This is a genomic window from Rhizobium sp. SU303 (assembly GCF_021052345.1).
Classification (GTDB): domain Bacteria; phylum Pseudomonadota; class Alphaproteobacteria; order Rhizobiales; family Rhizobiaceae; genus Rhizobium; species Rhizobium laguerreae.
In genome coordinates, this window is sequence record NZ_CP088095.1 from 3,722,874 (window position 1) to 3,745,000 (window position 22,127).

The 22,127-nt window shown below is 60.1% G+C and carries 20 protein-coding genes, 1 tRNA gene and 2 rRNA genes (1 of these 23 only partly in view); 16 read left to right on the plus strand and 7 right to left on the minus strand.

Annotated features, from left to right (window positions below; genetic code table 11):
* The first annotated feature begins 369 nt into the window (after positions 1-369).
* The gene (locus RlegSU303_RS18500; protein ID WP_003549623.1) at positions 370-546 is read left to right on the plus strand and encodes a hypothetical protein; all 177 of its coding nucleotides are present in this window, start codon (positions 370-372) and stop codon (positions 544-546) included.
* Positions 547-581: 35 nt separating this feature from the next.
* On the plus strand, positions 582-1,634 hold the full coding sequence (rsgA, locus tag RlegSU303_RS18505) for a ribosome small subunit-dependent GTPase A (protein WP_231283248.1): 1,053 nt from the start codon (positions 582-584) through the stop codon (positions 1,632-1,634).
* An 86-nt stretch (positions 1,635-1,720) separates the two neighbouring features.
* Here the strand turns inward: rsgA and RlegSU303_RS18510 are convergent, their stop codons facing one another.
* Positions 1,721-1,969 (minus strand): hypothetical protein, encoded by a 249-nt coding sequence (locus RlegSU303_RS18510; protein WP_017961908.1) that lies wholly within the window; start codon positions 1,967-1,969, stop codon positions 1,721-1,723.
* Positions 1,970-2,360: 391 nt separating this feature from the next.
* Between RlegSU303_RS18510 and RlegSU303_RS18515 the strand changes: the two genes are divergently transcribed.
* The 14 genes from RlegSU303_RS18515 (at position 2,361) to nuoG (ending at position 16,743) form a co-directional block, all read left to right on the plus strand.
* A complete protein-coding gene (locus RlegSU303_RS18515; RefSeq protein WP_017961909.1) occupies positions 2,361-2,861 on the plus strand; it encodes an NADH-quinone oxidoreductase subunit J family protein in 501 nt (166 codons plus the stop codon).
* Positions 2,861-3,163, plus strand: a complete 303-nt coding sequence (nuoK, locus tag RlegSU303_RS18520; protein ID WP_017961910.1) for an NADH-quinone oxidoreductase subunit NuoK — start codon at positions 2,861-2,863, stop codon at positions 3,161-3,163. Before RlegSU303_RS18515 ends, nuoK begins: the two co-directional genes overlap by 1 nt.
* Before the next feature lie 4 nt (positions 3,164-3,167).
* Positions 3,168-4,631, plus strand: a complete 1,464-nt coding sequence (locus RlegSU303_RS18525; RefSeq protein WP_017961911.1) for a monovalent cation/H+ antiporter subunit D family protein — start codon at positions 3,168-3,170, stop codon at positions 4,629-4,631.
* A complete protein-coding gene (locus tag RlegSU303_RS18530) occupies positions 4,628-4,882 on the plus strand; it encodes a hypothetical protein (RefSeq protein ID WP_017961912.1) in 255 nt (84 codons plus the stop codon). The genes RlegSU303_RS18525 and RlegSU303_RS18530 overlap by 4 nt, the downstream gene beginning before the upstream one ends.
* Positions 4,875-6,635 carry a Na(+)/H(+) antiporter subunit D gene (locus tag RlegSU303_RS18535; protein ID WP_231283250.1) on the plus strand — a complete coding sequence of 587 codons (1,761 nt, stop codon included), beginning with the start codon at positions 4,875-4,877 and terminating at the stop codon, positions 6,633-6,635. Before RlegSU303_RS18530 ends, RlegSU303_RS18535 begins: the two co-directional genes overlap by 8 nt.
* 8 nt (positions 6,636-6,643) lie before the next feature.
* Positions 6,644-8,119 carry an NADH-quinone oxidoreductase subunit M gene (locus tag RlegSU303_RS18540; protein WP_017961914.1) on the plus strand — a complete coding sequence of 492 codons (1,476 nt, stop codon included), beginning with the start codon at positions 6,644-6,646 and terminating at the stop codon, positions 8,117-8,119.
* Positions 8,116-9,573, plus strand: a complete 1,458-nt coding sequence (locus RlegSU303_RS18545) for an NADH-quinone oxidoreductase subunit N (protein ID WP_131719249.1) — start codon at positions 8,116-8,118, stop codon at positions 9,571-9,573. The genes RlegSU303_RS18540 and RlegSU303_RS18545 overlap by 4 nt, the downstream gene beginning before the upstream one ends.
* 134 nt (positions 9,574-9,707) lie before the next feature.
* A complete protein-coding gene (locus RlegSU303_RS18550) occupies positions 9,708-10,073 on the plus strand; it encodes an NADH-quinone oxidoreductase subunit A (protein ID WP_017961916.1) in 366 nt (121 codons plus the stop codon).
* Entirely contained in the window at positions 10,061-10,564 is a 504-nt protein-coding gene (locus tag RlegSU303_RS18555; protein WP_017961917.1) for a NuoB/complex I 20 kDa subunit family protein, read from the plus strand. Before RlegSU303_RS18550 ends, RlegSU303_RS18555 begins: the two co-directional genes overlap by 13 nt.
* Positions 10,561-11,097, plus strand: coding sequence for an NADH-quinone oxidoreductase subunit C (locus RlegSU303_RS18560; protein WP_017961918.1), 537 nt, complete (start codon positions 10,561-10,563; stop codon positions 11,095-11,097). Before RlegSU303_RS18555 ends, RlegSU303_RS18560 begins: the two co-directional genes overlap by 4 nt.
* A gap of 29 nt (positions 11,098-11,126) precedes the next feature.
* Positions 11,127-12,341, plus strand: a complete 1,215-nt coding sequence (nuoD, locus tag RlegSU303_RS18565) for an NADH dehydrogenase (quinone) subunit D (RefSeq protein WP_072637296.1) — start codon at positions 11,127-11,129, stop codon at positions 12,339-12,341.
* Positions 12,342-12,357: 16 nt separating this feature from the next.
* Positions 12,358-12,867 carry an NADH-quinone oxidoreductase subunit NuoE gene (gene nuoE / locus RlegSU303_RS18570; protein ID WP_168279732.1) on the plus strand — a complete coding sequence of 170 codons (510 nt, stop codon included), beginning with the start codon at positions 12,358-12,360 and terminating at the stop codon, positions 12,865-12,867.
* A gap of 4 nt (positions 12,868-12,871) precedes the next feature.
* Positions 12,872-14,134 carry an NADH-quinone oxidoreductase subunit NuoF gene (gene nuoF / locus RlegSU303_RS18575; protein WP_131630011.1) on the plus strand — a complete coding sequence of 421 codons (1,263 nt, stop codon included), beginning with the start codon at positions 12,872-12,874 and terminating at the stop codon, positions 14,132-14,134.
* Between the two features lie 29 nt (positions 14,135-14,163).
* Positions 14,164-16,743: an NADH-quinone oxidoreductase subunit NuoG gene (gene nuoG, locus RlegSU303_RS18580; RefSeq protein ID WP_168279733.1), complete on the plus strand. Its 2,580-nt coding sequence runs from the start codon at positions 14,164-14,166 to the stop codon at positions 16,741-16,743.
* 75 nt (positions 16,744-16,818) lie between these two features.
* On the opposite strand, the gene RlegSU303_RS18585 is transcribed toward nuoG, so the two are convergent.
* The 6 genes from RlegSU303_RS18585 to RlegSU303_RS18610 all read right to left on the minus strand — a co-directional run.
* On the minus strand, positions 16,819-17,259 hold the full coding sequence (locus RlegSU303_RS18585; RefSeq protein ID WP_026158852.1) for a CBS domain-containing protein: 441 nt from the start codon (positions 17,257-17,259) through the stop codon (positions 16,819-16,821).
* A gap of 44 nt (positions 17,260-17,303) precedes the next feature.
* Positions 17,304-17,870 (minus strand): NADH-quinone oxidoreductase subunit I, encoded by a 567-nt coding sequence (locus RlegSU303_RS18590; RefSeq protein ID WP_017961924.1) that lies wholly within the window; start codon positions 17,868-17,870, stop codon positions 17,304-17,306.
* Positions 17,871-17,880: 10 nt separating this feature from the next.
* Positions 17,881-18,882 (minus strand): NADH-quinone oxidoreductase subunit NuoH, encoded by a 1,002-nt coding sequence (gene nuoH / locus RlegSU303_RS18595; RefSeq protein WP_017961925.1) that lies wholly within the window; start codon positions 18,880-18,882, stop codon positions 17,881-17,883.
* Positions 18,883-19,644: 762 nt separating this feature from the next.
* Positions 19,645-19,721: transfer RNA gene (locus RlegSU303_RS18600), tRNA-Met, on the minus strand.
* 130 nt (positions 19,722-19,851) lie between these two features.
* Positions 19,852-19,966, minus strand: a 5S ribosomal RNA gene (gene rrf / locus RlegSU303_RS18605).
* Positions 19,967-20,151: 185 nt separating this feature from the next.
* A 23S ribosomal RNA gene (locus RlegSU303_RS18610) occupies positions 20,152-22,127 on the minus strand (it continues 966 nt past the right edge of the window).

Below are 22,127 nucleotides of genomic sequence, written 5' to 3' on the forward strand. Positions count from 1 at the left end.
ATACTGCTGCCACTGCAGGTCGGAATAGATCGCCTTGCGAGATTGAAGGCCAGTCGCGCGTCTGGTCGAGGGAAATGCGGGCGCAGGCGAGGCTACTTGCTTGCCGACGAGTTTGTCGACGGCAAAGGTACCTGAGCCGGCGTGCTCGACCACGTCGATTAGGCGATCGTCCTCGCCACTCGTGGCCCATTGATCACCTTTAAACCAGCCTGGCGGTGACGCTTCGCCGAACTTGCAGAGGAAAGGTGGTCTTGAACGGGATCGAAGCGGCGTTGGCTAATCGCGAAGCACCTGATAGGTCATAGACCGCTGTGTATGAGGTGGCACCATCCTCAGAGACAACCCTCGGACCGGACTGGAGAGCTTTTGATGGGCTGGAAAACACCGAAGATCGAATACGTGAATGGCTATAAGATCGTTGAAGTTGAGGGGCCTGCCTTCAAAGTCTACGATGGCGACCGTCAGCTCGGGGACGATTTCCCCTACCCCGGCGAAGCTGCTGCTTACGCAACCTCGTTGCCAAAACGGGATCATCCACGCAGCTAGGCGAAACGCCGCTGAAGATCATTCAAAAACCCTTTATGGCAGCCTTACTGAAAGTGGAACAAGATTTGACCAGCTCCCAACTTTCTTCACCGCTGGAACTGCTTGGGTGGTCTGAATTCTTCGCGGACCAGGTCCAGCCCAGCGAAGCGGATTTGATTCCCCGACGCATCGCTTCAGTTCACCGGGCACGCATCGAGGCAATCGATGTCACCGGGCCGGTCGGACTCGAATTTCCATCCAATACCAGTACTGGTGATTACGCGGTGGGCGACTGGGTTCTTGCCGATGCACTGACTGACATGCTTATCAGACGTCTCGACCGAAAAAGCGTCTTTCAACGACGCCCGGAAGGCGGGCGTGGCCAGCAACTTGTTGCCGCCAACATCGACACCCTGTTGATCGTGACCTCGTGCAATGCCGATTGTAATCTTGCTCGGCTGGAACGTTACCTGATCATGGCCAACCAGGCCGGGAGCAATCCGGTGATTGTGCTGACGAAGGCTGACACTGCGGAAGATGCCGGCATGTTCCAGGCGCAAGCCGAGGCTTTGCAGCGCGATCTGCCTGTCATTGCCTTGAATGGGCGCTCCGCGGATGCCGTTTCCCTGTTGAGGCCCTGGTGCGGCGTTGGCCAGACGGTTGCGTTGGTGGGATCTTCTGGTGTCGGAAAATCAACGCTGGTGAACACGATGACCGGGCCTGAATCTGACACAAAGCAAAAGACAGGCACCATTCGAGAATATGACGCGCAGGGCCGACACACAACCACGGCGCGATCCCTGCATGCAATTTCAGGCGGCGGCTGGGTCATCGATACGCCGGGAATAAGAACGCTTTACGTGAGTGATGTTGCCGACGGTATAGACACCCTATTTGCTGAAATAACTGAACTGGCGCCGCTTTGCCGCTTTCGCGATTGCACGCATGCCCATGAACCTGGGTGCGCGGTCCAGGCAGCTGTCGCAAGCGGTGCTCTGGTCGCCGATCGCCTGGAACGCTGGCGGAACCTGCTTGCCGAAAACCGCGACCGAACACCTGTCGTGAGCGGACCCCGCGGCAATAAGATCGTTCGCAAGAAGAAATATTGAAAGTGTAGAACGTTTGCGACGGTGCTCATCGGCGTCAGCCATGATCCGCCACCTGAATTGGCTGGGCTGGGGGATGGCGTGAGCGCTCAATGATTGGGATTGCGGTCACGAAGAAGACCCTGCAAGCGGCCGCTCCCGCTTGTGAGGGATATATCTTTGAACAACCGCGATATGAGGCGCGGTTGCAAGCCTTGCCTCTCATCGATGAGGAGGAATGACATCCTCTTTATCTCGATCGTGATCACGCCTGCATTGTCATGGCGACGATAATTCCGGGAATCCATCGCATGGAATCCATTTTCCACCGCCCAGGCGGCTATCATATCCGCGTTCATCAAGATCCTGCTTTAGGAGATGCGGACGTGCTGTCTCTAGCTGTCCCGCTCGCGCAAATCGCTTCGCAGTCTTACGGATACCGTAACTGAAACGCTCTAATCCAGCCAAATCCGTCCAAGATGACAGTTCCCACTCAGGTGTTGCGAGAAAGACTCGAATCAATCGTTGCAAATCGGTACGACTCAGCCGAGGCCCGCCCGTTTAATGCTCTTGAAGGGGCGTGAACCGACGCCTTAACCAGGATAAGCCGCTGATGTGCCGCCAATGACAATAATCTTGTGAAAAATCCGATTTTAGGGCACAATTTGTGAACGCATCGGAAGTTGCGGCGCAATCTCAAATCCGGCCGTCTCGCGCCGGGTAGCAGTTCGCGTCGGAGGGTCGGCGTCGATGGATCAGGGGTTCTTTCTTCTGTTCGCTACGGTGTCCGTGATCACCGCCTTGACGCTGGTCATGGCGCGCAATCCGGTTCACAGCGCATTGGCGTTGATGGCGTGCTTCCTGCAGATATCGGCAATCTTCGTCTTGCTCGAGGCGCCGCTGCTCGCGGTCATCCAGATCTTTGTCTATGTCGGCGCGATTATGGTCCTGTTCGTCTTCGTGATCATGATGATCGATGTGCGCGAAGCGGTCTTGCAACGGTTCTTGCCGGGCGGCAACATGGCGGCTCTGGTATTGCTCGTCCTGCTTGGGATCGAGATGGTTGCGCTGGTGCTCTGGAGCGGCCGCTTTTCGCTCACGCAGCCCGTCACCGTGCGCGGTGGCGATCAGGTCAGGCAGCTCAGCACAACGCTGTTCGCCGACTATCTCCTGCCGTTTGAAGTTGCGTCCGTCATCCTGCTGGCCGCCCTGATCGGGGCCATCGTGCTGGCGCAGAAGGAGCAGCGGTGATGGTTCCGCTCTGGTGGTATATTTTGCTCGGAGTGGCGCTGTTCGTGATCGGAGCGGCGGGCGTGCTGCTCAGGCGCAACATTCTGGTCGTGCTGATGTCGCTGGAGCTGTTGCTCAACTCGGTCAACATCAATTTCATCGCTTTCGGACGTTACTACGCCGATTTCCGCGGTCAGATCTTCGCGATCTTCGTCATCGCAATCACCGCGGCGGAGGTTGCCGTCGCCCTCGGAATCCTGGTCGCCCTCGTGAGGAACAAATCTACCCTCAAGGTCGACGACGTGACCATGATGAAAGGATAGTGGCTTGGACCCGGTGATATCGATCCGGCCGCTACTTGCCGTCGCCGTCGCGGGCCTGGCGGCCCTTGCAGTTCTTCTCCTGAACAACCGCGAGAAACTCCGCGATATCGTCTCGCCATTGGCGGCAATCGCCATGTTCGCAATTGTCGTCTCGATGGCGCCCACGGTGCTGGCGGGCGGGACGGTCGAATTGCGCCTGTTTGAGGTTCTGCCGGGGATTGACTTGGCTTTCCGGGTCGATGCGCTCGGCATGGTGTTTGCCACCGTCTCGTCGCTGCTGTGGATTGTCGCGGCGATCTATTCCATCGGCTACATGCGGCACTTGAACGAGCATGCGCAGACCCGGTTCTTCGCCTGCTTTGCCGCCAGTCTCGCGGCAGCGGTCGGAGGCGCCTTCGCCGCCAATCTGTTCACGCTGGTGATCTTCTACGAGATGCTCACCCTCGTGACCTATCCGCTCGTTTACCACCACGAAGACGAAGAGGGATGGGCGGGCAGCCGCAAGTACGTGGTCTATTTGATGGGAGCGTCAAAGAGCGTGCTTCTCGCCGCGCTGGCGCTGACCTACCACATTGCGGGATCGCTCGACTTTGTCACGGGGGGTCTGCTGGCAGGGAGCGATGCTTCGGCGGCGCTGCTGACAGTCGTCTATTTCTGCTACCTCTTCGGCTTCGCCAAGGCTGCGGTGATGCCGATGCACGCATGGCTGCCTGCCGCGATGGTGGCGCCGACACCGGTGAGTGCGCTCCTGCATGCCGTGGCCGTGGTCAAGATGGGCGTGTTTTGCGTGCTGCGGTTGGTGTTCCATGTGTTCGGCACGGGGCTGGTGGACGGGCTAGGACTGGGCATCGCCACGGCCTATCTGGTCTCGTTCACGATTCTGATGGCGTCGGTCTACGCCCTGACGCGGGACGACCTGAAGGCGCGGCTCGCCTATTCGACGGTCAGCCAGCTCTCCTACATCGTGCTGGGGGCAGTTCTGCTCTCGCCGGTCGCGATGGTCGGTGGGATCATCCACATCGCAGCGCATGCATTCTCAAAAATCACACTGTTTTTCTGCGCCGGGTCGATCTATTGCGCGTCTGGCAAGCGCAACATCAGCGACATGGCTGGTATCGGCCGCCGGTTGCCCTGGACGATGGGGGCGTTCTTCGTCGGCTCACTCAGCATGATCGGCGTGCCACCGACTGCGGGGTTCGTGAGCAAGTGGTATCTGGCGCGAGGCGCGGTGGAGGCGGGGGAAATCGCGTTCCTGATCGTGCTCCTAGCGAGTTCGGTTCTCAACGCCGCTTATTTCCTGCCGGTCAGCTATGTCGCCTTTTTCGGGACGGAGGCGCAAGGGAGCCCGGCAACGGTCCGTGAAATTCCGATGGTGACGATCCCGCTAGTTGCGACCGCCATCCTGTCGGTGGCGATGGGCATCTTCCCCGACTATTTCGTCGCCTTAGCGGAAGGAGTTGTCAGGTGATAAAGCGCGTGGTCGATTTCTTTGGCGACGGAAAGTATGCGACCGAACGGCGTCGGCTTTTCTATCTGGTGCTCGTCCTGATCGTCATCGCCGACTTCCTGGTGCCGCGCGAACACGCCGAATACCCGTGGGACCGTCTGCCGGGCTGGTCGGCCGTCTACGGCTTCTTATCCTGCGTGCTGCTGATTTTCGTTTCCAAGTTCCTCGGTCATCGGGCTGGGCTCATGCGGCGCGAGGACTATTATGACTGACTTCGTCCATCCCGCCCTGCTGTTCATTCTCGGTGCCCTGCCGATCCCCTTTCTGAACGGGTCGATCCGCAAGGCCTATCTGCTGCTGATCCCGATACTTGCGATCCTCACCATGCTCACGATGCAGCCAGGCAGCTACGGCGCGGCATCGTTCATCGGGCAGGAAATCCTCATCGCGAAGGTCGACAAGCTGAGCATCGTCTTCGCAACGGTCTTCACCATTATGGCGCTGATCGGAACGGTCTACGCTCTGCACTTGACGCGCCCCGGCCAGCATGTCGCTGCGTTCGTTTATGTCGGCAGCGCGCTTGGCGTGGTTTTCGCCGGCGACTACCTGACCTTGTACCTGTTCTGGGAAGGCATGGCGTTTGCCTCTGCCTATCTGGTTTTCGCCCAGGGCGACCGGCAGGCGGTTGCCGCCGGTTTCCGCTATCTCATGGTCCACATCACCGGCGGCGTCGTTCTGCTCGGTGGCGTCATTCTCCACGGGCTCGCCACGGGTTCGCTGCTCCTCGGCCCGATCGCGGGGGGGATGGGCGTCGGCGCCTACCTGATCCTTGCCGGGTTCATGCTCAACGCCGCGGTGCCGCCCCTTAACGCTTGGCTGACTGATGCTTACCCGGAGGCGACTGTCACCGGGGCGGTGTTTATGAGCGCCTTCACCACGAAGACCGCCGTCTATGTCCTGGCGCGGACGTTTCCGGGGACCGAGCTTCTGGTTTGGCTCGGCACTGCAATGGCGCTTTACGGTGTCATCTACGCGGTGCTGGAGAACGACTGCCGGCGGCTGCTCGCCTATCATATCGTCAGCCAAGTGGGCTACATGGTGGCGGGTATCGGCATCGGCACCGAGATGGCAGTGAACGGCGCCTCCAGCCACGCCTTCGCGCATATCCTCTACAAGGCACTGCTATTCATGGGCGCAGGAGCGGTGATCCACGTGACCGGCCGCCGCAAGCTCACCGAACTTGGCGGGCTCTACAGGACCATGCCGATAACGGTGGCGCTCTATATGGTCGGCGCCTTCGCAATCTCGGCGTTTCCGTTCTTCTCAGGCTTTGTCACCAAATCGATGGTGATTGCCGCCGCCGGACAGGATCATCGGGCGCTGGTGGTGGTGGCGTTGACGATGGCGTCGTCGGGGACGTTCCTGCACACGGGCCTGAAGCTCCCGTATTACATGTTTTTCGGCGTGGACCGGAAACTGGAGGCGCGGGAGCCGCCGCGCAACATGCTGGTTGCGATGGGCATGGCGGCGGTGCTCTGCATTGCGATCGGGGTATTCCCGCAGCCGCTTTACGCTCTCCTTCCTTATCCGGTCGACTTCGAACCCTATACGGGCGTCCATCTCACCGAGAGCCTCAGCTTGTTGATGTTCACCGCACTGGGATTCGTGCTGTTCCTCAGGGCGCTCGACCCCGAGAACACGATCAGCATCGACACCGACTGGTTCTACCGCAAGGGCGGGCGGCTCTTCATGTGGTTCGCCGAAAAACCGCTGGCGCGCTATGAGAAGGCGGTAAGCAACGTGTCCGAGACAGCCGCGCTACCCTTCCTGCATGGGACGGCACGGGCGGGACTGTGGATCGATCTCACCGGCGTGGACGCCGTCGTGAACGGCGTCGCCCGCTCGATCCTGCGCGCCGGCGGGCGGCTCCGGCGGCTCCAGACCGGCGTCGTGACCCATTACGCGCTGGCGATGATCGCTGGTGTGATCGCAGCCGCCGTGGTCTTCGCCGTGGTATGGCGGTAGGGGGCGCGATGGGATTGCCGCTTCTGAGCTTCATAATTTTCACGCCCGTCGCCGGGGCAGCGGTTCTGATGTTTCTCCGCGGCGACGATGCGGTGCGCTGGACAGCGCTGGGTGTCACAATCCTCGACCTCGCCCTCTGCATCGCCATGCTGGCCGGATTCGACACCACGACCCACGAGATGCAGTTCACAGAGAAGCGCCCTTGGGTGCCCGCGCTCGGAATCACTTATGCGCTTGGTATCGACGGGATAAGCGCGCTCTTCGTGTTCCTGACCGCGTTGCTGGGTTCGATCTGTGTGCTCGCCTCGTGGGTTGCGATCGACCGCAAGGTGAAGGCGTTCATGGTCAGTCTGCTTTCCATGCAGGCGCTGATGCTGGGGGTGTTCTGCGCACTCGACCTGTTCCTGTTCTACGTTTTCTGGGAAGCGATGCTGATCCCGATGTACCTGATCATCGGCGTCTGGGGCGGCGACGGCCGGATCTATGCGGCGTTCAAGTTCTTCCTCTACACTCTGGCGGGCAGTGTCCTGTTCCTGGTCGGTGTCATCGTGCTCTATTTCAACGGCGGCGAGACCTTCGACATCCTCGCCCTCACTGCACAGGATTTGCCATTCCGGGACCAATCCTGGCTGTTTTTCGCCTTCCTGATCGCCTTCGCGGTCAAGGTGCCGATGGTCCCGGTCCATACCTGGCTGCCGGACGCCCATGTACAAGCGCCGACCGCGGGCAGCATCATCCTCGCGGGCGTACTCCTGAAGATGGGCGCCTATGGATTCCTGCGGTTCTCGCTGCCGATGCTGCCAGAGGCGTCGGTATATTATTCGACACTGATGCTTTCGCTTTCAGCGCTTGCGATCGTCTATGGCGGGTTGCTCGCGCTGGCACAGGACGATCTGAAGAAACTGGTGGCCTATTCCAGCATCAGCCACATGGGCTTCGTGACCATGGGGATTTTTGCGCTGAACCTCCGCGGGCTCCAAGGAGGTATCCTGCAAATGTTCAATCACGGCGTGACGACGGGCGCGTTGTTCCTGTTCGTCGGCTTGATTTACGAGCGGACCCATACCCGCAGCATCGCTGATTATGGCGGGCTGATAAAGGCAGCACCCGTCTATACCGCGTTTCTTGCGCTGTTTACTCTGTCGTCGATGGCGCTGCCGGGAACGAATTCGTTCGTCGGCGAGTTGCTGGTCCTGTCGGGCGGGTTTGCGGCCAACCTGGCCATCGGCGCGGCCGCCGTTTTGGGCGCGTTGCTTGGCGCGGCCTATCTGCTTGGCATGTATAGGAAAGTCGCGCTTGGTCCGGCCAGCGTCGGCGTCCGGTTCAAGATACGCGACGTGAACGCCCGCGAGCTGGCAGCGACCCTGCCGCTGGCCGTCTTCGTGCTGTGGGTCGGGCTCTATCCGAAGCCCTTTCTCAATATCATGGACGCTTCGGTGGAACATCTGCTGGTGCAGGTGCATGCCAAGGGGAGCGGCCAATGATCGTCGCCGCACTTTTCCAGTCGGCTCTCGCAAGCCTGCCCGAGATCGTGGTGATTACTGGAGCCTGCATCCTGCTGATCCTGGGACAGTTTTTGCGCAAGGGGCAGAAGTATTTCCTGGTCTGGGCTTCCGTCGCGGTCGTGCTGATTGCCGCCTTGGCGACACTGCTGCTGGCGGGAGAAGTGCGGCCGGCCTATACTGGCATGTTCATCGCCGACCGCTTCGCGGTCTTCTTCAAGTTCGTGTTCTACATAGCCACCATTCTGACATTCCTGCTTTCGCGGAAATATGCCGAAATCGAAGGGATCGGGAGCAGCGAATATTATGTCCTGCTGCTTTTTGCCCTTTCGGGAATGATGATCATGGCCTCGGCGACCGATCTCCTGTCGATCTACGTGGGCCTCGAGCTGATGGTGCTTTGCACCTACGTGCTGACCGGCTTTCTGCGGCATGAGCGGCGATCGAACGAAGCGGCGCTGAAATACGTAATCCTTGGTGCGGTCTCGACCGGAATTTTCCTCTACGGCGTTTCGCTGGTCTACGGGCTCACCGGCACGACGCAATTGGACGGTATGGCTGCGGCCGTGACCGGCGCTCCGCGCGACCCCGGCTTGCTGCTGGCGGTGGTCTTCATCGTCGCGGGGCTGGTCTTCAAGGTCGGCGCGGTGCCGTTCCACATGTGGGTGCCGGACGTCTATGAAGGCGCGCCGACGACGATTACCGCCTTCATGTCCGTGGGGCCCAAGGCGGCGGGGTTCGCGGTGATCCTGCGGGTGTTCCTCAACCCTCTGGTCGCAACCTCCAACGTTTGGATCATCGTCGCGGTCATTGCTGTGGTGACGATGGCGCTAGGGAGTTTCGTTGCACTGGTGCAGGATAATTTCAAGCGCCTGCTGGCCTATTCCAGCATCGCCCATGCCGGGTTCGCTCTTTTCGGCGTGGTGGCCGGCGGGGCGGACGGGATCGCCAGCGTGATGATCTATCTGCTGATCTACTCGCTCATGAATCTCGGCATTTTCGGCATCGTCATCCTGATGCGGAGCGGCGATTTTTCCGGCGAGGTTATCGAAGACTATGCGGGTCTCGCCAAGTCGCATCCGGGGCTGGCACTTCTGATGCTGCTCTATCTGTTCTCGCTGGCCGGCATTCCGCCAACGGCCGGGTTCTTCGCCAAGTTCTACGTGCTGGTCGCGCTCGTCGAGCGAGGGTTCGTCATGCTGGCGGTGATCGCAGTGCTGCTGAGTGCTGTTGCCGCCTACTTTTATATCCGCATCGTCATGGTGATCTACATGCGCGAGCCGGAAAGGACGTTCGACCCGGCGCTGACGCCCTTGGTGCGCGCGACGCTCGCCTTCACTGCTGCCGGCACCATCGGCATCGGCCTGTTTCCCGCATGGTTTTTAAGACTTGCCCAGCATTCCGTGTTGGCGGCTGACCGATTGAATTTGCAATGATCTGTCCGACGGAATAAACTCAAAGCTCAAGAAAGGATTGCCCAAGTTGCTTCCCGGGGCGACCGCATTACGGTCCTGAACAGGACGGTCGCGGCCTGAGGAAAGCTCTCAGTGGGCAACCGGTGCAGTGCGATATGGCTGCGATGGAATTCTTGCCGGTTCTTTTTATGATCGTCGGAGTCGTTCTGGTGACGGGGGCGACGCTTTTTGTCTCCTCGCTGCTGCGTCCGTCCAATCCCTATCCCGAAAAGAACATGCCCTATGAGTGCGGCATGGACGCCGCGGGTGAGGCCGCCGCGGGGCGCTTCAGAGTGCCGTTTTTTATCCTTGCGATCCTGCTGGTCGTCTTCGATGTCGAGACGATGTTCCTCTTTCCCTGGGCCGTCGTCCTGAAAGACATCGGGCTGGTCGGCTTTGTCGAGATGTTCGTCTTCATATTGCTGCTTCTTGTGGGCTTCGCCTACGCCTGGCTGAAGGGAGCACTCGAATGGGAGGCGTAAACAACGCGATCCGCGACAGCGTGCTGTTCACCACGGCCGAGAGCGTTATCAACTGGAGCCGAAGCTCGGCGCTGTGGCCCGAAACTTTCGGAATTGCCTGCTGCGCCATCGAGATGATCTCGGCGGGGTGCGCCCGCTATGATCTCGACCGGTTCGGCGTGGTGTTCCGGCCATCGCCCCGCCAGTCCGATGTGATGATCATCGCCGGCACAGTAACGCGGAAGTTCGCGCCCGTGGTGCGCCGCCTCTATGACCAGATGCCGGAGCCCCGCTGGGTCATCGCCATGGGCACCTGCGCTATCTCGGGCGGGGTCTACAACACCTACGCGGTGGTGCAGGGAGCGGAGACCTTCGTGCCGGTGGACGTGCATGTGCCCGGCTGCCCGCCGCGGCCCGAGGCGCTGATGCATGGATTCCTGCTACTTCAGGAGAAGATCAAAAAATCCCGAGCACTGGCCGGGACTCCTCTGGATCGGGTTGCAGCGTCATGAGTGTGGAGACGCCCCTCATCCGCACTACGATCACGGAGCGTTTCGGCGAGGCAATCGACGATCTTGGCTTCGCGCATGGTGTACATGCCTTCGCCGCTCCGCCTGACATGATCGTCGAGCTTTGCCGGTTTCTGAAGGAACACCCGGCGTTGCGGTTCAACTTCCTGTCGGACATCTGCGGGGTCGATCATTATCCTGAGATGCCACGCTACGAGACGGTGTACCACCTCTATTCGCTACCGAACAAATGGCGCGTTCGCATCAAATGCCGCCTCGCCGATCCGCCGCGGGTCCCGTCGGTGACGGGGGTCTGGCGAACCGCCAATTGGCATGAGCGCGAAGCCTGGGACATGTACGGGATCAGGTTCGAGGGCCACCCCGATTTGCGCCGGATCTACATGTGGGAAGGGTTCGAGGGCTTCCCGCAGCGCAAGGATTTTCCGCTCCGTGGCTACAAGGACAAGCTGAACCCGTTTGGCGCCGAAGGCACGCCGCCGACGCAGCCCGACCTCGCCACCAAGAACATTCCATAAGGGAGGCCGCTCCACGCCGGGAACTTAAAATGACCGAAGTCACCGAACTGATCAGCCCGCAAGGCGAAGCGTTCGACACCAAGGAGGTGCTTCTCAATCTCGGCCCCCAGCACCCCAGCACGCATGGGGTTCTTCGGCTCGTCCTGGAATTGGACGGCGAGTACGTCAAGCGCGTGGATCCACACATCGGCTACCTCCATCGCGGCACCGAAAAACTGGCGGAGAGCTTCACCTACACCCAGATTTTTCCGCTCACCGACCGGCTCGACTACCTCTGTCCACCGTCGAACAACCTCGCCTTCGCGCTGGCGGTGGAGAAACTCCTCGGCATAGAAGCACCGATTCGCGCACAATATATCCGCGTGATGATGGCCGAGCTGGCGCGGATCTCCGGCCATGTCTTGATCACCGGCGCGCTGCCGATGGACCTCGGCGCCATGACCGCCTTGCTTTACGCCATGCGGGAGCGTGAAATGATCATGGATCTCCTGGAAATGATCAGCGGTGCGCGCATGCACACGTCCTTCTGCAGGGTCGGCGGAGTGCGCGAGGACCTGCCTGACGGTTTCCTTCCCAAGATCAGGGAGTTCTGCGACATCTTCCCGAACCGGATCCGCGACTATGAGCGGTTGCTCGAAAACAACCGGGTATTCCTGAAGCGCACGCAGGGGATCGGCGTGATCTCCGCCGAGGACGCCATCGATCTCGGACTGAGCGGCCCGAACCTGCGCGCCTCGGGCGTCGACTGGGACATCCGCCGCGACGAGCCCTATGAGATTTACGACCGGCTCGACTTCAATGTCATCACCCGCGACGAGGGCGACTGCTATGCACGCTGGCAATGCCGCGTCGAGGAGATGCGCGAGAGCATCCGGATCATCGAGCAATGCCTCGACCAGATGCCCGAAGGGCCGTTCCAGATCGACATGCCGACAATCGCCTTTCCGGTGGACAAGGACAAGGTGCATTGCTCGATGGAAGCACTGATCCAGCATTTCGACCTGTCGGCCTATGGCTTCAAGGTGCAGAAGGGCGAGGTCTATTCGGCGATCGAGGCGCCAAAGGGCGAGCTCGGCTTCTACATCATCAGCGACGGGTCGCCAAAACCATTCCGCATGAAGGTGCGGGCACCCTCGTTCGTCAACCTTCAGGGACTGTTCGGGGTGACCAACGCCCGTTATCTGGCCGACATGATCGCCGTGCTCGGCAGTCTCGACCCGGTGATGGCGGAGGTGGACAAGTAGCAGGGATTTGAATGCAATGACCATGCGCGAAAAGATAAAAGAGGCAGCGGCGCGGTATCCCAACCAGCGCTCTGCGATCATGCCCGCGCTTCTGATCGCGCAGAGGGAGCATGGCCATCTGCCTGGTCAGGTGCTGGAAGAAGTCGCCGACACTCTCGGAGTCGAACGGATCTGGGTCTACGAGCTGGCGACCTTTTATACGCTCTTCCATACCGAGCCGGTGGGCATGTTCCACCTGCAACTCTGCGACAATGTTTCCTGCATGCTGTGCGGAGCCGAGGACCTGCTGAAGCATCTGGAAACGGCGCTGGCGATCAGCAAGGGCGACACCACGCCGGACGGGCTGTTCACGCTTTCCTCCGTCGAGTGCCTCGGTGCCTGCGAGATGGCTCCGGTGATGCAGGTCGGCGACGATTACCACGGCGCCCTTGATGTCGCGAGTATCGACGCGCTTCTTGACAGGTTGCGGACTGAGGCGGGGCAAGCGACAGGTGTCGATCTCGCCGCCACACCGCCCGGAGAGTAGCGCCATGTTCGAGCCGGTTCTCCTCAAGAATGTCGCCGTGCCGGACAGTCACCTGCTGTCGACCTACGAGGCTGGCGGCGGCTACCAGGCACTGGCGAAGGCGCTGCGCGAATACACGCCTGACGAGGTCGTTAACCTCGTCAAACAGTCCAACCTGCGCGGTCGCGGCGGTGCCGGATTCCCGACGGGCATGAAATGGAGTTTCGTGCCGAAGCAGTCGGGCAAGCCGAAATATCTCTGCTGCAACGCCGATGAGGGCGAGCCAGGCACCTTCAAGGACCGGATCCTCATGGAGCGCGATCCGCACCAGCTCATCGAGGGACTGGCGGTAAGCGCTTACGCGATCGGGGCCGAAATCGCCTATGTTTACATCCGCGGAGAATATGTGACGGCGATCCGTCACCTTGAGGAGGCGATCGCCGAGGCTCACGCGAAGGGTTATCTGGGATCGCGCATTCTAGGCTCGGATTTCAATTTCACCGTCCACATCCACTGCGGCGCCGGCGCCTATATCTGTGGCGAGGAGACCGCGATGCTCGAGTCCCTCGAGGGCAAGCGGGCGCAGCCGCGATTGAAGCCGCCCTTTCCGGCCGTGGCCGGGCTCTACGCCAGCCCCACAGTCATCAACAATGTCGAGACGCTCGCCTGCGTGCCGCATATCGTTGTGCGGGGGCCGGACTGGTTTCGGGACATCGGCCCGGATAAGAGCCCCGGCCCGAAGCTCTACTGCGTCAGCGGGCAGGTCCGCAAACCCGGCCTCTACGAGTTGCCGATGGGCATACCGCTGCGCGAACTGGTCGATCACGCCGGCGGCCCTCCACCGGGGCGCAAGATCAAAGCGGTGATCCCCGGCGGTGTATCGGCACCGGTCATCCCGGAGCATGGGCTGGACGTGGGTATGGATTTCGACTCGCTGGCTGCCGCCGGCTCGATGCTCGGTTCGGCTGGCGTTATCGTGATCGACGATAGCACCTGCATGGTCAAGGTCGCCACCAGGATCATCGAGTTCTTCCACCATGAGTCCTGCGGCAAGTGCACGCCCTGCCGGGAAGGATTGAACTGGGTCGTGAAGGTCCTGCGCCGGGTTGAAAGCGGGGATGGCGCACCCGGCGATCTGGAGCAGTTGGACATGCTCTGCAAAGGCATTTTCGGCAATACGTTTTGTGCTTTGGGTGATGGCGCCGCGATGGGATTGCGGGCAGCCCTTAAGCATTTCCGCGAAGAGTTCGTCGCCCATGTTGAGGAACGAAGGTGCCCGTTTCACTGAAGGATTGCGTGGCACAGATGCGAGGAAGTATGGTTAGCGTTACGATCGATGGGCAAATACTGGAAGTCGAGCCCGGTTCGACGGTGCTGCAGGCTGCCCAGCATTTGAGTATCGATATCCCGACCTTCTGCTATATGAAGCGCCTGCCGGCGCTGGCCTCCTGCCGCATGTGTCTGGTCGAGATCGAGGGGCTGCGGCGGTTGCAGCCGTCCTGCGCCACCACGGTCACCGACGGCATGGTGGTGCGGACGAACACGCCTCAGATCGAGGAAACGCGCTCTTCCATGCTCGACATGCTGCTCGCCAACCACCCCCTCGACTGCCCGATCTGCGACAAGGGCGGCGAATGCGAGCTTCAGGACATGGTAATGGCCTACGGGCCCCGCGAAAGCCAATTCCGCGATGACAAACGTGTGTTCCACTCCGAGGACATTCGTCTGAGCCCGGTCATCATCATGAACGTCAACCGCTGCATCCAGTGCCAGCGCTGCGTCCGGATGTGTGAGGAGGTCGTCGGCGCGGTGGCGCTGGGCACCGTCGAAAAAGGCATGGATACCGCCGTCACCGGCTTCGAGGGCAGTCTGGCAAGTTGCGACCAGTGCGGCAATTGCGTCGAGGTCTGCCCGGTCGGCGCGCTGATGAGCTTCCCCTATCGCTACAAGGCGCGCCCCTGGGATCTCGTAGAGACCGACACGGTCTGCCCGCATTGTGGCACCGGTTGCCAGCTGACGGTGGGCACGCGCAAGGGCGAGTTCATGCGGGTGCGCTCGAAGTGGGACGAAGGTGTCAACCACGAAACGCTCTGCGTGCGAGGACGCTTCGGCCTCGATTTCGTTGCAAGCCGGGACCGGATCAAGCAGCCAATGATCCGTCACGATGGCGCCCTGGTTCCGGTTTCCTGGGACGAAGCGGGGGACTATCTGCGCCGGCGACTGTTGGCCGTCGAGAGCAAGGATGCCGGCGGGCTGGCCTCGCCTCGCCTGCCCAACGAGGTGCTTTATCAGTTCCAGAAGCTGATGCGAACAGGATTCCGGACCAACAACATTGATTGTTCGTCACGCTGGGCCGCGCCCTTCGATACTCTCGGCCCGCTATTGGGAACTTTCTACAGCCGCACGCCGCTGGACGACGTAATCGGCAACGACTGCGTGCTTGTCCTCGGAGGCAATATAACCGAGGAGAACCCGGTCACCGAATACCTGCTGCGGGACGGCGCGCGGCGGCGGCAGACCGGATTGCTCATGCTATCGGCGCGGCCATCGCGTCTGGACGCCGATGCCAGGGTGGTGGTCCGTGTGCCTCCGGGCGGAGAAGCGGCGAGCCTTGCGGCGGTGGTCGCCGGTCTCGTAGCGGCAGCTGGTCAGGCCTTGCCGGGCGGCGCTTTTGCGGACATCGACGCGGCAATCGGCAGGCCGGCGACGGGCGCCGACAGTGACGGGCCGGATCGCCTGGCCGCCGCGCTCAAGGAAGGCCGCAGCGTCACCGTGCTTGTCAGCGTCGACCTCCTGAGATCACCCGAAGCGCGTGCGACGCTGCAGCAGCTCAACAACCTGCTGCACGTTCTCCGCCTGCTAGGCAAGGGCCCGGCGATGCAGTTTCTCTTCGACCGTGCCAACCAGATGGGCGCCTGGGACATGGGGGTCCTGCCGGCGGCTCTGCCGGGGCTGCGGGCGGTCGCTGATGACGCGGCGCGCGCAACTCTTGCACGAAACTGGGGCGCCGAAATCCCGTCTGAACCCGGCGCGGATCTCGACGCCATGCTGGAGCTCTGCGTCGGTGGGCGGATGGGCGCTCTCTACATCGTCGGAACCGACCCCCTGGTTGCCTATCCCGACCGGGACTTTGTGACGCGGGCGCTTGGCGCCGCTGATCTCCTGATCGTGCAGGACGCGTTCCTCACGGATACGGCGGGCATGGCCGAGGTCGTCTTGCCCGCGGCGGGCTACGGCGAGGAATCCGGAACGTTCACCAACAACGAGGGCCGGATCCAGAATGTTCGCAAATTCCGTGAGCCCGTTTTCGAGGCGCGAGGCAATCTGGCGATTGTCGACTTCGTCGCGGCGCTACGCAACCAGGCGCTGCGGCCATCGACGCAAGCCGAAATTTTCGACGAGATTGCCCGGCTGGTTCCGGCCTATCAGGGGTTGACGCAGGACGGGCTTGGCGCCGACGGCGCATTCACCAAGGCGGTGCCAACATTACCAGCTGGCGTGTTCCTTGCGCCGCCGCCCGTTCCAACAGCAGCCGACCGGCTCATGCTGATCACCGGCGACTGCCTGTTCCACAACGGATATCTTTCCGAACGGTCGGACATCCTGAACACGGTCGCTAACGATCCCTATGTCGCGATGAGCGCGCAGGATACCGCGGAGCTTGGCCTTTCGGATGGCGATCAGGTAATCGTGCGTTCCGGCCAGGGCGAATTGACGGCGCAGCTCAAGGTCGACAGGCGGTTTCCCAAGGGCCTCGTCTTCGTTCCGGAAAACTATAGAGCCTTGCGTCTCAACAGCCTGCTGCGGCGAGGCGAATATCCATGCGCGGTGGAAGTCCAGAAGGCGCATGCCACTCTTGAGATCGACCGCCCAGGCCGGATCTGGCGTGGGGTCTGAAGATTTGGGGTCGGGGCACCGCAAGGCTCCGCGGCAAGCTGCCCGCCCCGGCGTCTTCACATCGAGTTGGCGACGTCAGTGATACCTGGTCCCGCATATGTAATCCTGCAGATCCTGCTCTGTACGCTGCGCTTCGTCGAGCCTGTGTTTAACCACGTCGCCGATGCTGACCACCCCGACAACGTCGCCTCCATCCGTGACCAGCACATGGCGCGTACGCCGCTGGGTCATGATCCCCATCGCGACGGGCAGCAAATCCTGTGTCGAACAGGTCGCCACATTGCGGTTCATGATGTCCGCGACCCGCTTTGCCGCCGCCTCGGCCCCGTATTCCGCCACCGCTTTGCAGCAGTCCCGCTCCGACAGCGTACCGAGGTATTTGCCGTTCGATCGCCTGACGACGACGAAGCCGATATTGTTGTCTCGAAACAGCCGCAGTACCTCCACCATCGTCTGATCGGGAGCAACTGCGATGACACCGACACCCTTATTTTTCATGATTTCACCGACAAACATCTGAGCCTCCTTCCGAGCGCTTCGGTTTGACAGCTGGCGCGCGTTCATGTTCGCCGGATATTCCGCCACCAGTTATAGCCCTGCGTCTCTTTCGTCTCGACAAGTACGTCCTTCTTCGTATTCAGGCGCGCGGCAACAACGCCGCCGCCGGTTGCCGCCTTACCCGGCTTGGCGAGCAGATCATCGCGCCCGATCACCAGGTCAGCTGAGGAAAAACTCGAGAATTCGTATTGTTGGCCAAGCGCGATCGCGTCCGCCGGGCAGGCGTCCTCGCACAGCCCGCAGAACAGGCAGCGGGCCGTGTCGATCTCGAATTTGGCCGGGTGCCGCTTGCCCTTCTCGTCCTCGTAGGGGACGACTTCGATACAGTCGCAGGGACAGATCCGCGCGCAGAGTTCGCAGGCCACGCACTTGATCTCGCCCTCTTCATCACGCGTCAGGAAGTGATGCCCGCGATAGCGGGAGTAGGGCAGCCACTTTTCCTTGTCCGGATACTGCATGGTCACGGATCTGGAGAACATGTAGCCGAAGGTCAGAGCCAAGGCGCTCGCCAGATCGGCAAAGAACGCCCAACCAATCCATGTTCCAACTCTGTCCTGCGCGCGCGACATCGCCGCCTCGCTACGGAGCCGCTACGACCCCTAAAACTACACCGGTTATAATTATGTTCGCCATTGAAAGAGGAAGCAAGACTTTCCATCCGATCGCCATCAATTGGTCGTAGCGGTAGCGCGGGAAAGTGAAGCGGAACCAGATAAACACATAGACGAAGAACGCGACCTTGAGCACAAACCACAGGAGCGGTGGCAAGGGAATCAGAACTCCGTTCCAACCGCCGAAGAACAGTATCACCACCAGGACCGACACAAGCAATACGATGGCATATTCGCTGACCATGAAGAAGGCAAAGCGGATACCGCTGTATTCGGTGTGGAACCCGGCCCCTAGATCGCCTTCCGCTTCCGCCAGGTCGAAGGGAATGCGCTGCGCTTCGGCCAATCCGGCGACGAAGAACACGAAGAATCCGACCGGTTGGTAGACGATGTTCCAGACATCGGCCTGCGCCCGCACGATCTCGAGAAGGCTCATGGATTGCGCCAGCATGACCACGCCGATGACCGCGAACCCCATCGGGATTTCGTAGCTGATCATCTGCGCGCAGGTCCTGAGGCTGCCTAGGACAGCGTATTTGCTGTTGGAGGCCCAGCCGCCGAAGATGACGCCATAAACCTCGATCCCGATCACCGAGAAAACAAAAAGGAGCGCCACATTCATGTTGGAGACGTAGAGCGTGATCTCGTGGCCGAGGACCGAGACAGTTTCGCCGAAGGGGATCGCGACGAACACCACAAAGGGCGGGGCGAGCGCCAGGATTGGCGCCAGTTTGAACAGGAACCGGTCGGCCTCGGCCGGGATGTGATCCTCTTTGGTCAGGAGCTTGATTCCGTCCGCCACCGGCTGCAACAGCCCGTGCCATCCCACGCGCATCGGCCCCATCCGCTGCTGCATGTGCCCGGCGATCTTGCGTTCCAGCCAGGTTAGCGGCAAGGGTAGCAACAGCAGGATCGCAATCAGCAACGCGACCTTCAAGACGATCAGGCCAAGGGCGACGATAAGTTCCATGATCCCGGCTACTTATTCATCGGGTTGAAGCGCACGACCGGACTTTGGCTCCGGCTATACAATGAGCACTGCGCGCACTTGTCAGACTACATGGTACAACGGCGACGCACCTCATACAATGCCGTCGCAGTTATGTCATCGCTGGCTATGATGTGTCCGGGCTCAGGACGTTTTGAGACGAGTGGTTTCGCTGTGCAAGATGAAAGCCTCGCGTTTCCGCCGGTTGCACCGCGCCATCTTGCGTAAAAAACCGCCGAGGCTCTCATCGCTGCCGGATGAAAGTCCGTGGCGGGCCAGTTGGCGTCCGGGGAGCTGGACACCCAGCAGAAACGTAAAAAGCTTATCAAGGGTTATGTCGAGGAGCTTTCTGTCAAGCGACTTGCATGGGCAAATTTGCAGGTATCGTTGGTTGCGGGGGCCGGGCAGGCTTTGCCCCGTTCGGGTCTTAAACCAGTCCACTGGACTGTTTTATCTGGCAGGCGCGATCGACCGCTCACCCTTCAGGTTATGGTCCGCAGGACGAGGAGCTACCATCGCCAGCGAAGATGAAGTCTTCGCGCCAGCGATATTGCTGTTTTCTGGAACGCAAAAAGCCCCTGCATGACAGGGGCTTGGGAGTATCTATTGGGTTGCGGGGGCAGGATTTGTTGTTTTCTGTCCCGCTGCGTCGGCTTCGCCTTCTTGCAGGCCCTGAAGAGGCGTTAAATCCTCGACCCGTTACGAGATACGACAAAGCCCGCACGAGGCGGGCTTTTGTGTATCTGGTTGCGGGGGCAGGATTTGAACCTGCGGCCTTCAGGTTATGAGCCTGACGAGCTACCGGGCTGCTCCACCCCGCGCCATGTGCAAATCTTTGAGATTTGCTTCGGTATTATAACACGAAAGGCCGCTTTGTGAGCGGCCCTTTGTTTCGGCTTTGGGCCGTTGGCTGTGAATGAGAAGATTGTTTTACATAGTTGCGTTTTGCAGACCTGGCAGCGACCTACTCTCCCGCGTCTTAAGACGAAGTACCATGGGCGCAGGGGCGTTTCACGGCCGTGTTCGGAAAGGGAACGGGTGCAGCCACCCCGCCATAACCACCAGGTCGGCAAAGCGCAACTTTGTTGTTTTGAGAAGCTGGTGAAGTCCTATGACTTCGTTTTTGAACACGTTTTAGAGCTCCAACCGGACGAACACTTCGTGTTCGCCGGGACCGGGCAAAGGCTGGCGCCTTCGCCTTGTCAGGACGACCGCTTTGCGGTCGCCTTGAGATGAGCATAGTCAATGAGAACGATCAAGCCGATCGAGCTATTAGTACCGGTAAGCTTCATGCGTTGCCGCACTTCCACACCCGGCCTATCAACGTGGTCGTCTTCCACGGCTCTGATAGGGAATACTCGTTTTCAGGTGGGTTTCCCGCTTAGATGCCTTCAGCGGTTATCCCGTCCATATGTAGCTACCCTGCTATGCCCTTGGCAGGACAACAGGTCCACCAGAGATATGTCCATCCCGGTCCTCTCGTACTAGGGACAGATCCTGTCAATATTCCTACACCCACGGCAGATAGGGACCGAACTGTCTCACGACGTTCTGAACCCAGCTCACGTACCGCTTTAATTGGCGAACAGCCAAACCCTTGGGACCTGCTCCAGCCCCAGGATGCGATGAGCCGACATCGAGGTGCCAAACAACCCCGTCGATATGGACTCTTGGGGGTCATCAGCCTGTTATCCCCGGCGTACCTTTTATCCGTTGAGCGATGGCCCTTCCACGCGGGACCACCGGATCACTATGACCGACTTTCGTCTCTGCTCGACTTGTCAGTCTCGCAGTCAGGCGGGCTTATGCCATTGCACTCGACGACCGATTTCCGACCGGTCTGAGCCCACCATCGCGCGCCTCCGTTACTCTTTCGGAGGCGACCGCCCCAGTCAAACTACCCACCATACACTGTCCCGGACCCGGATGACGGGCCGCGGTTAGACATCCATGACGATAAGGGTGGTATTTCAAGGATGGCTCCACGGAAACTGGCGTCCCCGCTTCAAAGCCTACCACCTATCCTACACATGCCGACACGAATGCCAGTGTAAAGCTATAGTAAAGGTGCACGGGGTCTTTCCGTCTGACCGCAGGAACCCCGCATCTTCACGGGGAATTCAATTTCACTGAGTCTATGTTGGAGACAGCGGGGAAGTCGTTACGCCATTCGTGCAGGTCGGAACTTACCCGACAAGGAATTTCGCTACCTTAGGACCGTTATAGTTACGGCCGCCGTTTACTGGGGCTTCGATTCAAAGCTTGCACCTCTCCTCTTAACCTTCCAGCACCGGGCAGGCGTCAGACCCTATACGTCGTCTTGCGACTTCGCAGAGCCCTGTGTTTTTGATAAACAGTCGCTACCCCCTGGTCTGTGCCACCCCATAATAGTTGCCTAGCATGGGGTCACGCTTCTTCCGAAGTTACGCGTGCAATTTGCCGAGTTCCTTCAACATAGTTCTCTCAAGCGCCTTGGTATACTCTACCTGACCACCTGTGTCGGTTTCGGGTACGGTCTATACGGTGGAGCTATTTCCTGGAACCGCTCCGCTGCCCATCCAATCCAATTAGAATGAACAACTTGTGCAATCCGTCACTACCACCAGGCCCACGAATATTAACGTGGTTCCCATCGACTACGCATTTCTGCCTCGCCTTAGGGGCCGGCTAACCCTGCTCAGATTAACTTTAAGCAGGAACCCTTGGTCTTTCGGCGAGAGGGTCTCTCACCCTCTTTATCGTTACTCATGTCAACATTCGCACTTCCGATACCTCCAGGAGCCCTCACGGGTCTCCCTTCATCAGCTTACGGAACGCTCCGCTACCACTTGCATTACTGCAAATCCTCAGCTTCGGTGCATGGCTTCAGCCCCGTTACATTTTCGGCGCAAAGACCCTTATTTAGACCAGTGAGCTGTTACGCTTTCTTTAAATGATGGCTGCTTCTAAGCCAACATCCTGGTTGTTTTGGGATCCTCACATCCTTTCCCACTTAGCCATGACTTGGGGACCTTAGCTGGAGGTTAGGGTTGTTGCCCTTTTCACGACGGACGTTAGCACCCGCCGTGTGTCTGCCGAGTAGTACTCCCCGGTATTCGGAGTTTGGTTAGGATCAGTAAGACGGTGAGTCCCCATAGCCCATCCAGTGCTCTACCCCCGGGGGTATTCGCTCGACGCTCTACCTAAATAGATTTCGCGGAGAACCAGCTATTTCCGAGTTTGATTGG

Excerpts from the sequence above, each read along its gene's own strand:
- RlegSU303_RS18500 (WP_003549623.1), top strand. The coding sequence starts at position 370 with ATGGGCTGGAAAACACCGAAGATCGAATACGTGAATGGCTATAAGATC.
- rsgA (WP_231283248.1), top strand. The coding sequence starts at position 582 with ATGGCAGCCTTACTGAAAGTGGAACAAGATTTGACCAGCTCCCAACTT.
- RlegSU303_RS18510 (WP_017961908.1), bottom strand. The coding sequence starts at position 1,969 with ATGAACGCGGATATGATAGCCGCCTGGGCGGTGGAAAATGGATTCCAT.
- RlegSU303_RS18515 (WP_017961909.1), top strand. The coding sequence starts at position 2,361 with ATGGATCAGGGGTTCTTTCTTCTGTTCGCTACGGTGTCCGTGATCACC.
- nuoK (WP_017961910.1), top strand. The coding sequence starts at position 2,861 with ATGGTTCCGCTCTGGTGGTATATTTTGCTCGGAGTGGCGCTGTTCGTG.
- RlegSU303_RS18535 (WP_231283250.1), top strand. The coding sequence starts at position 4,875 with ATGACTGACTTCGTCCATCCCGCCCTGCTGTTCATTCTCGGTGCCCTG.
- RlegSU303_RS18540 (WP_017961914.1), top strand. The coding sequence starts at position 6,644 with ATGGGATTGCCGCTTCTGAGCTTCATAATTTTCACGCCCGTCGCCGGG.
- RlegSU303_RS18545 (WP_131719249.1), top strand. The coding sequence starts at position 8,116 with ATGATCGTCGCCGCACTTTTCCAGTCGGCTCTCGCAAGCCTGCCCGAG.
- RlegSU303_RS18550 (WP_017961916.1), top strand. The coding sequence starts at position 9,708 with ATGGCTGCGATGGAATTCTTGCCGGTTCTTTTTATGATCGTCGGAGTC.
- RlegSU303_RS18555 (WP_017961917.1), top strand. The coding sequence starts at position 10,061 with ATGGGAGGCGTAAACAACGCGATCCGCGACAGCGTGCTGTTCACCACG.
- RlegSU303_RS18560 (WP_017961918.1), top strand. The coding sequence starts at position 10,561 with ATGAGTGTGGAGACGCCCCTCATCCGCACTACGATCACGGAGCGTTTC.
- nuoD (WP_072637296.1), top strand. The coding sequence starts at position 11,127 with ATGACCGAAGTCACCGAACTGATCAGCCCGCAAGGCGAAGCGTTCGAC.
- nuoE (WP_168279732.1), top strand. The coding sequence starts at position 12,358 with ATGACCATGCGCGAAAAGATAAAAGAGGCAGCGGCGCGGTATCCCAAC.
- nuoF (WP_131630011.1), top strand. The coding sequence starts at position 12,872 with ATGTTCGAGCCGGTTCTCCTCAAGAATGTCGCCGTGCCGGACAGTCAC.
- nuoG (WP_168279733.1), top strand. The coding sequence starts at position 14,164 with ATGGTTAGCGTTACGATCGATGGGCAAATACTGGAAGTCGAGCCCGGT.
- RlegSU303_RS18585 (WP_026158852.1), bottom strand. The coding sequence starts at position 17,259 with ATGTTTGTCGGTGAAATCATGAAAAATAAGGGTGTCGGTGTCATCGCA.
- RlegSU303_RS18590 (WP_017961924.1), bottom strand. The coding sequence starts at position 17,870 with ATGTCGCGCGCGCAGGACAGAGTTGGAACATGGATTGGTTGGGCGTTC.
- nuoH (WP_017961925.1), bottom strand. The coding sequence starts at position 18,882 with ATGGAACTTATCGTCGCCCTTGGCCTGATCGTCTTGAAGGTCGCGTTG.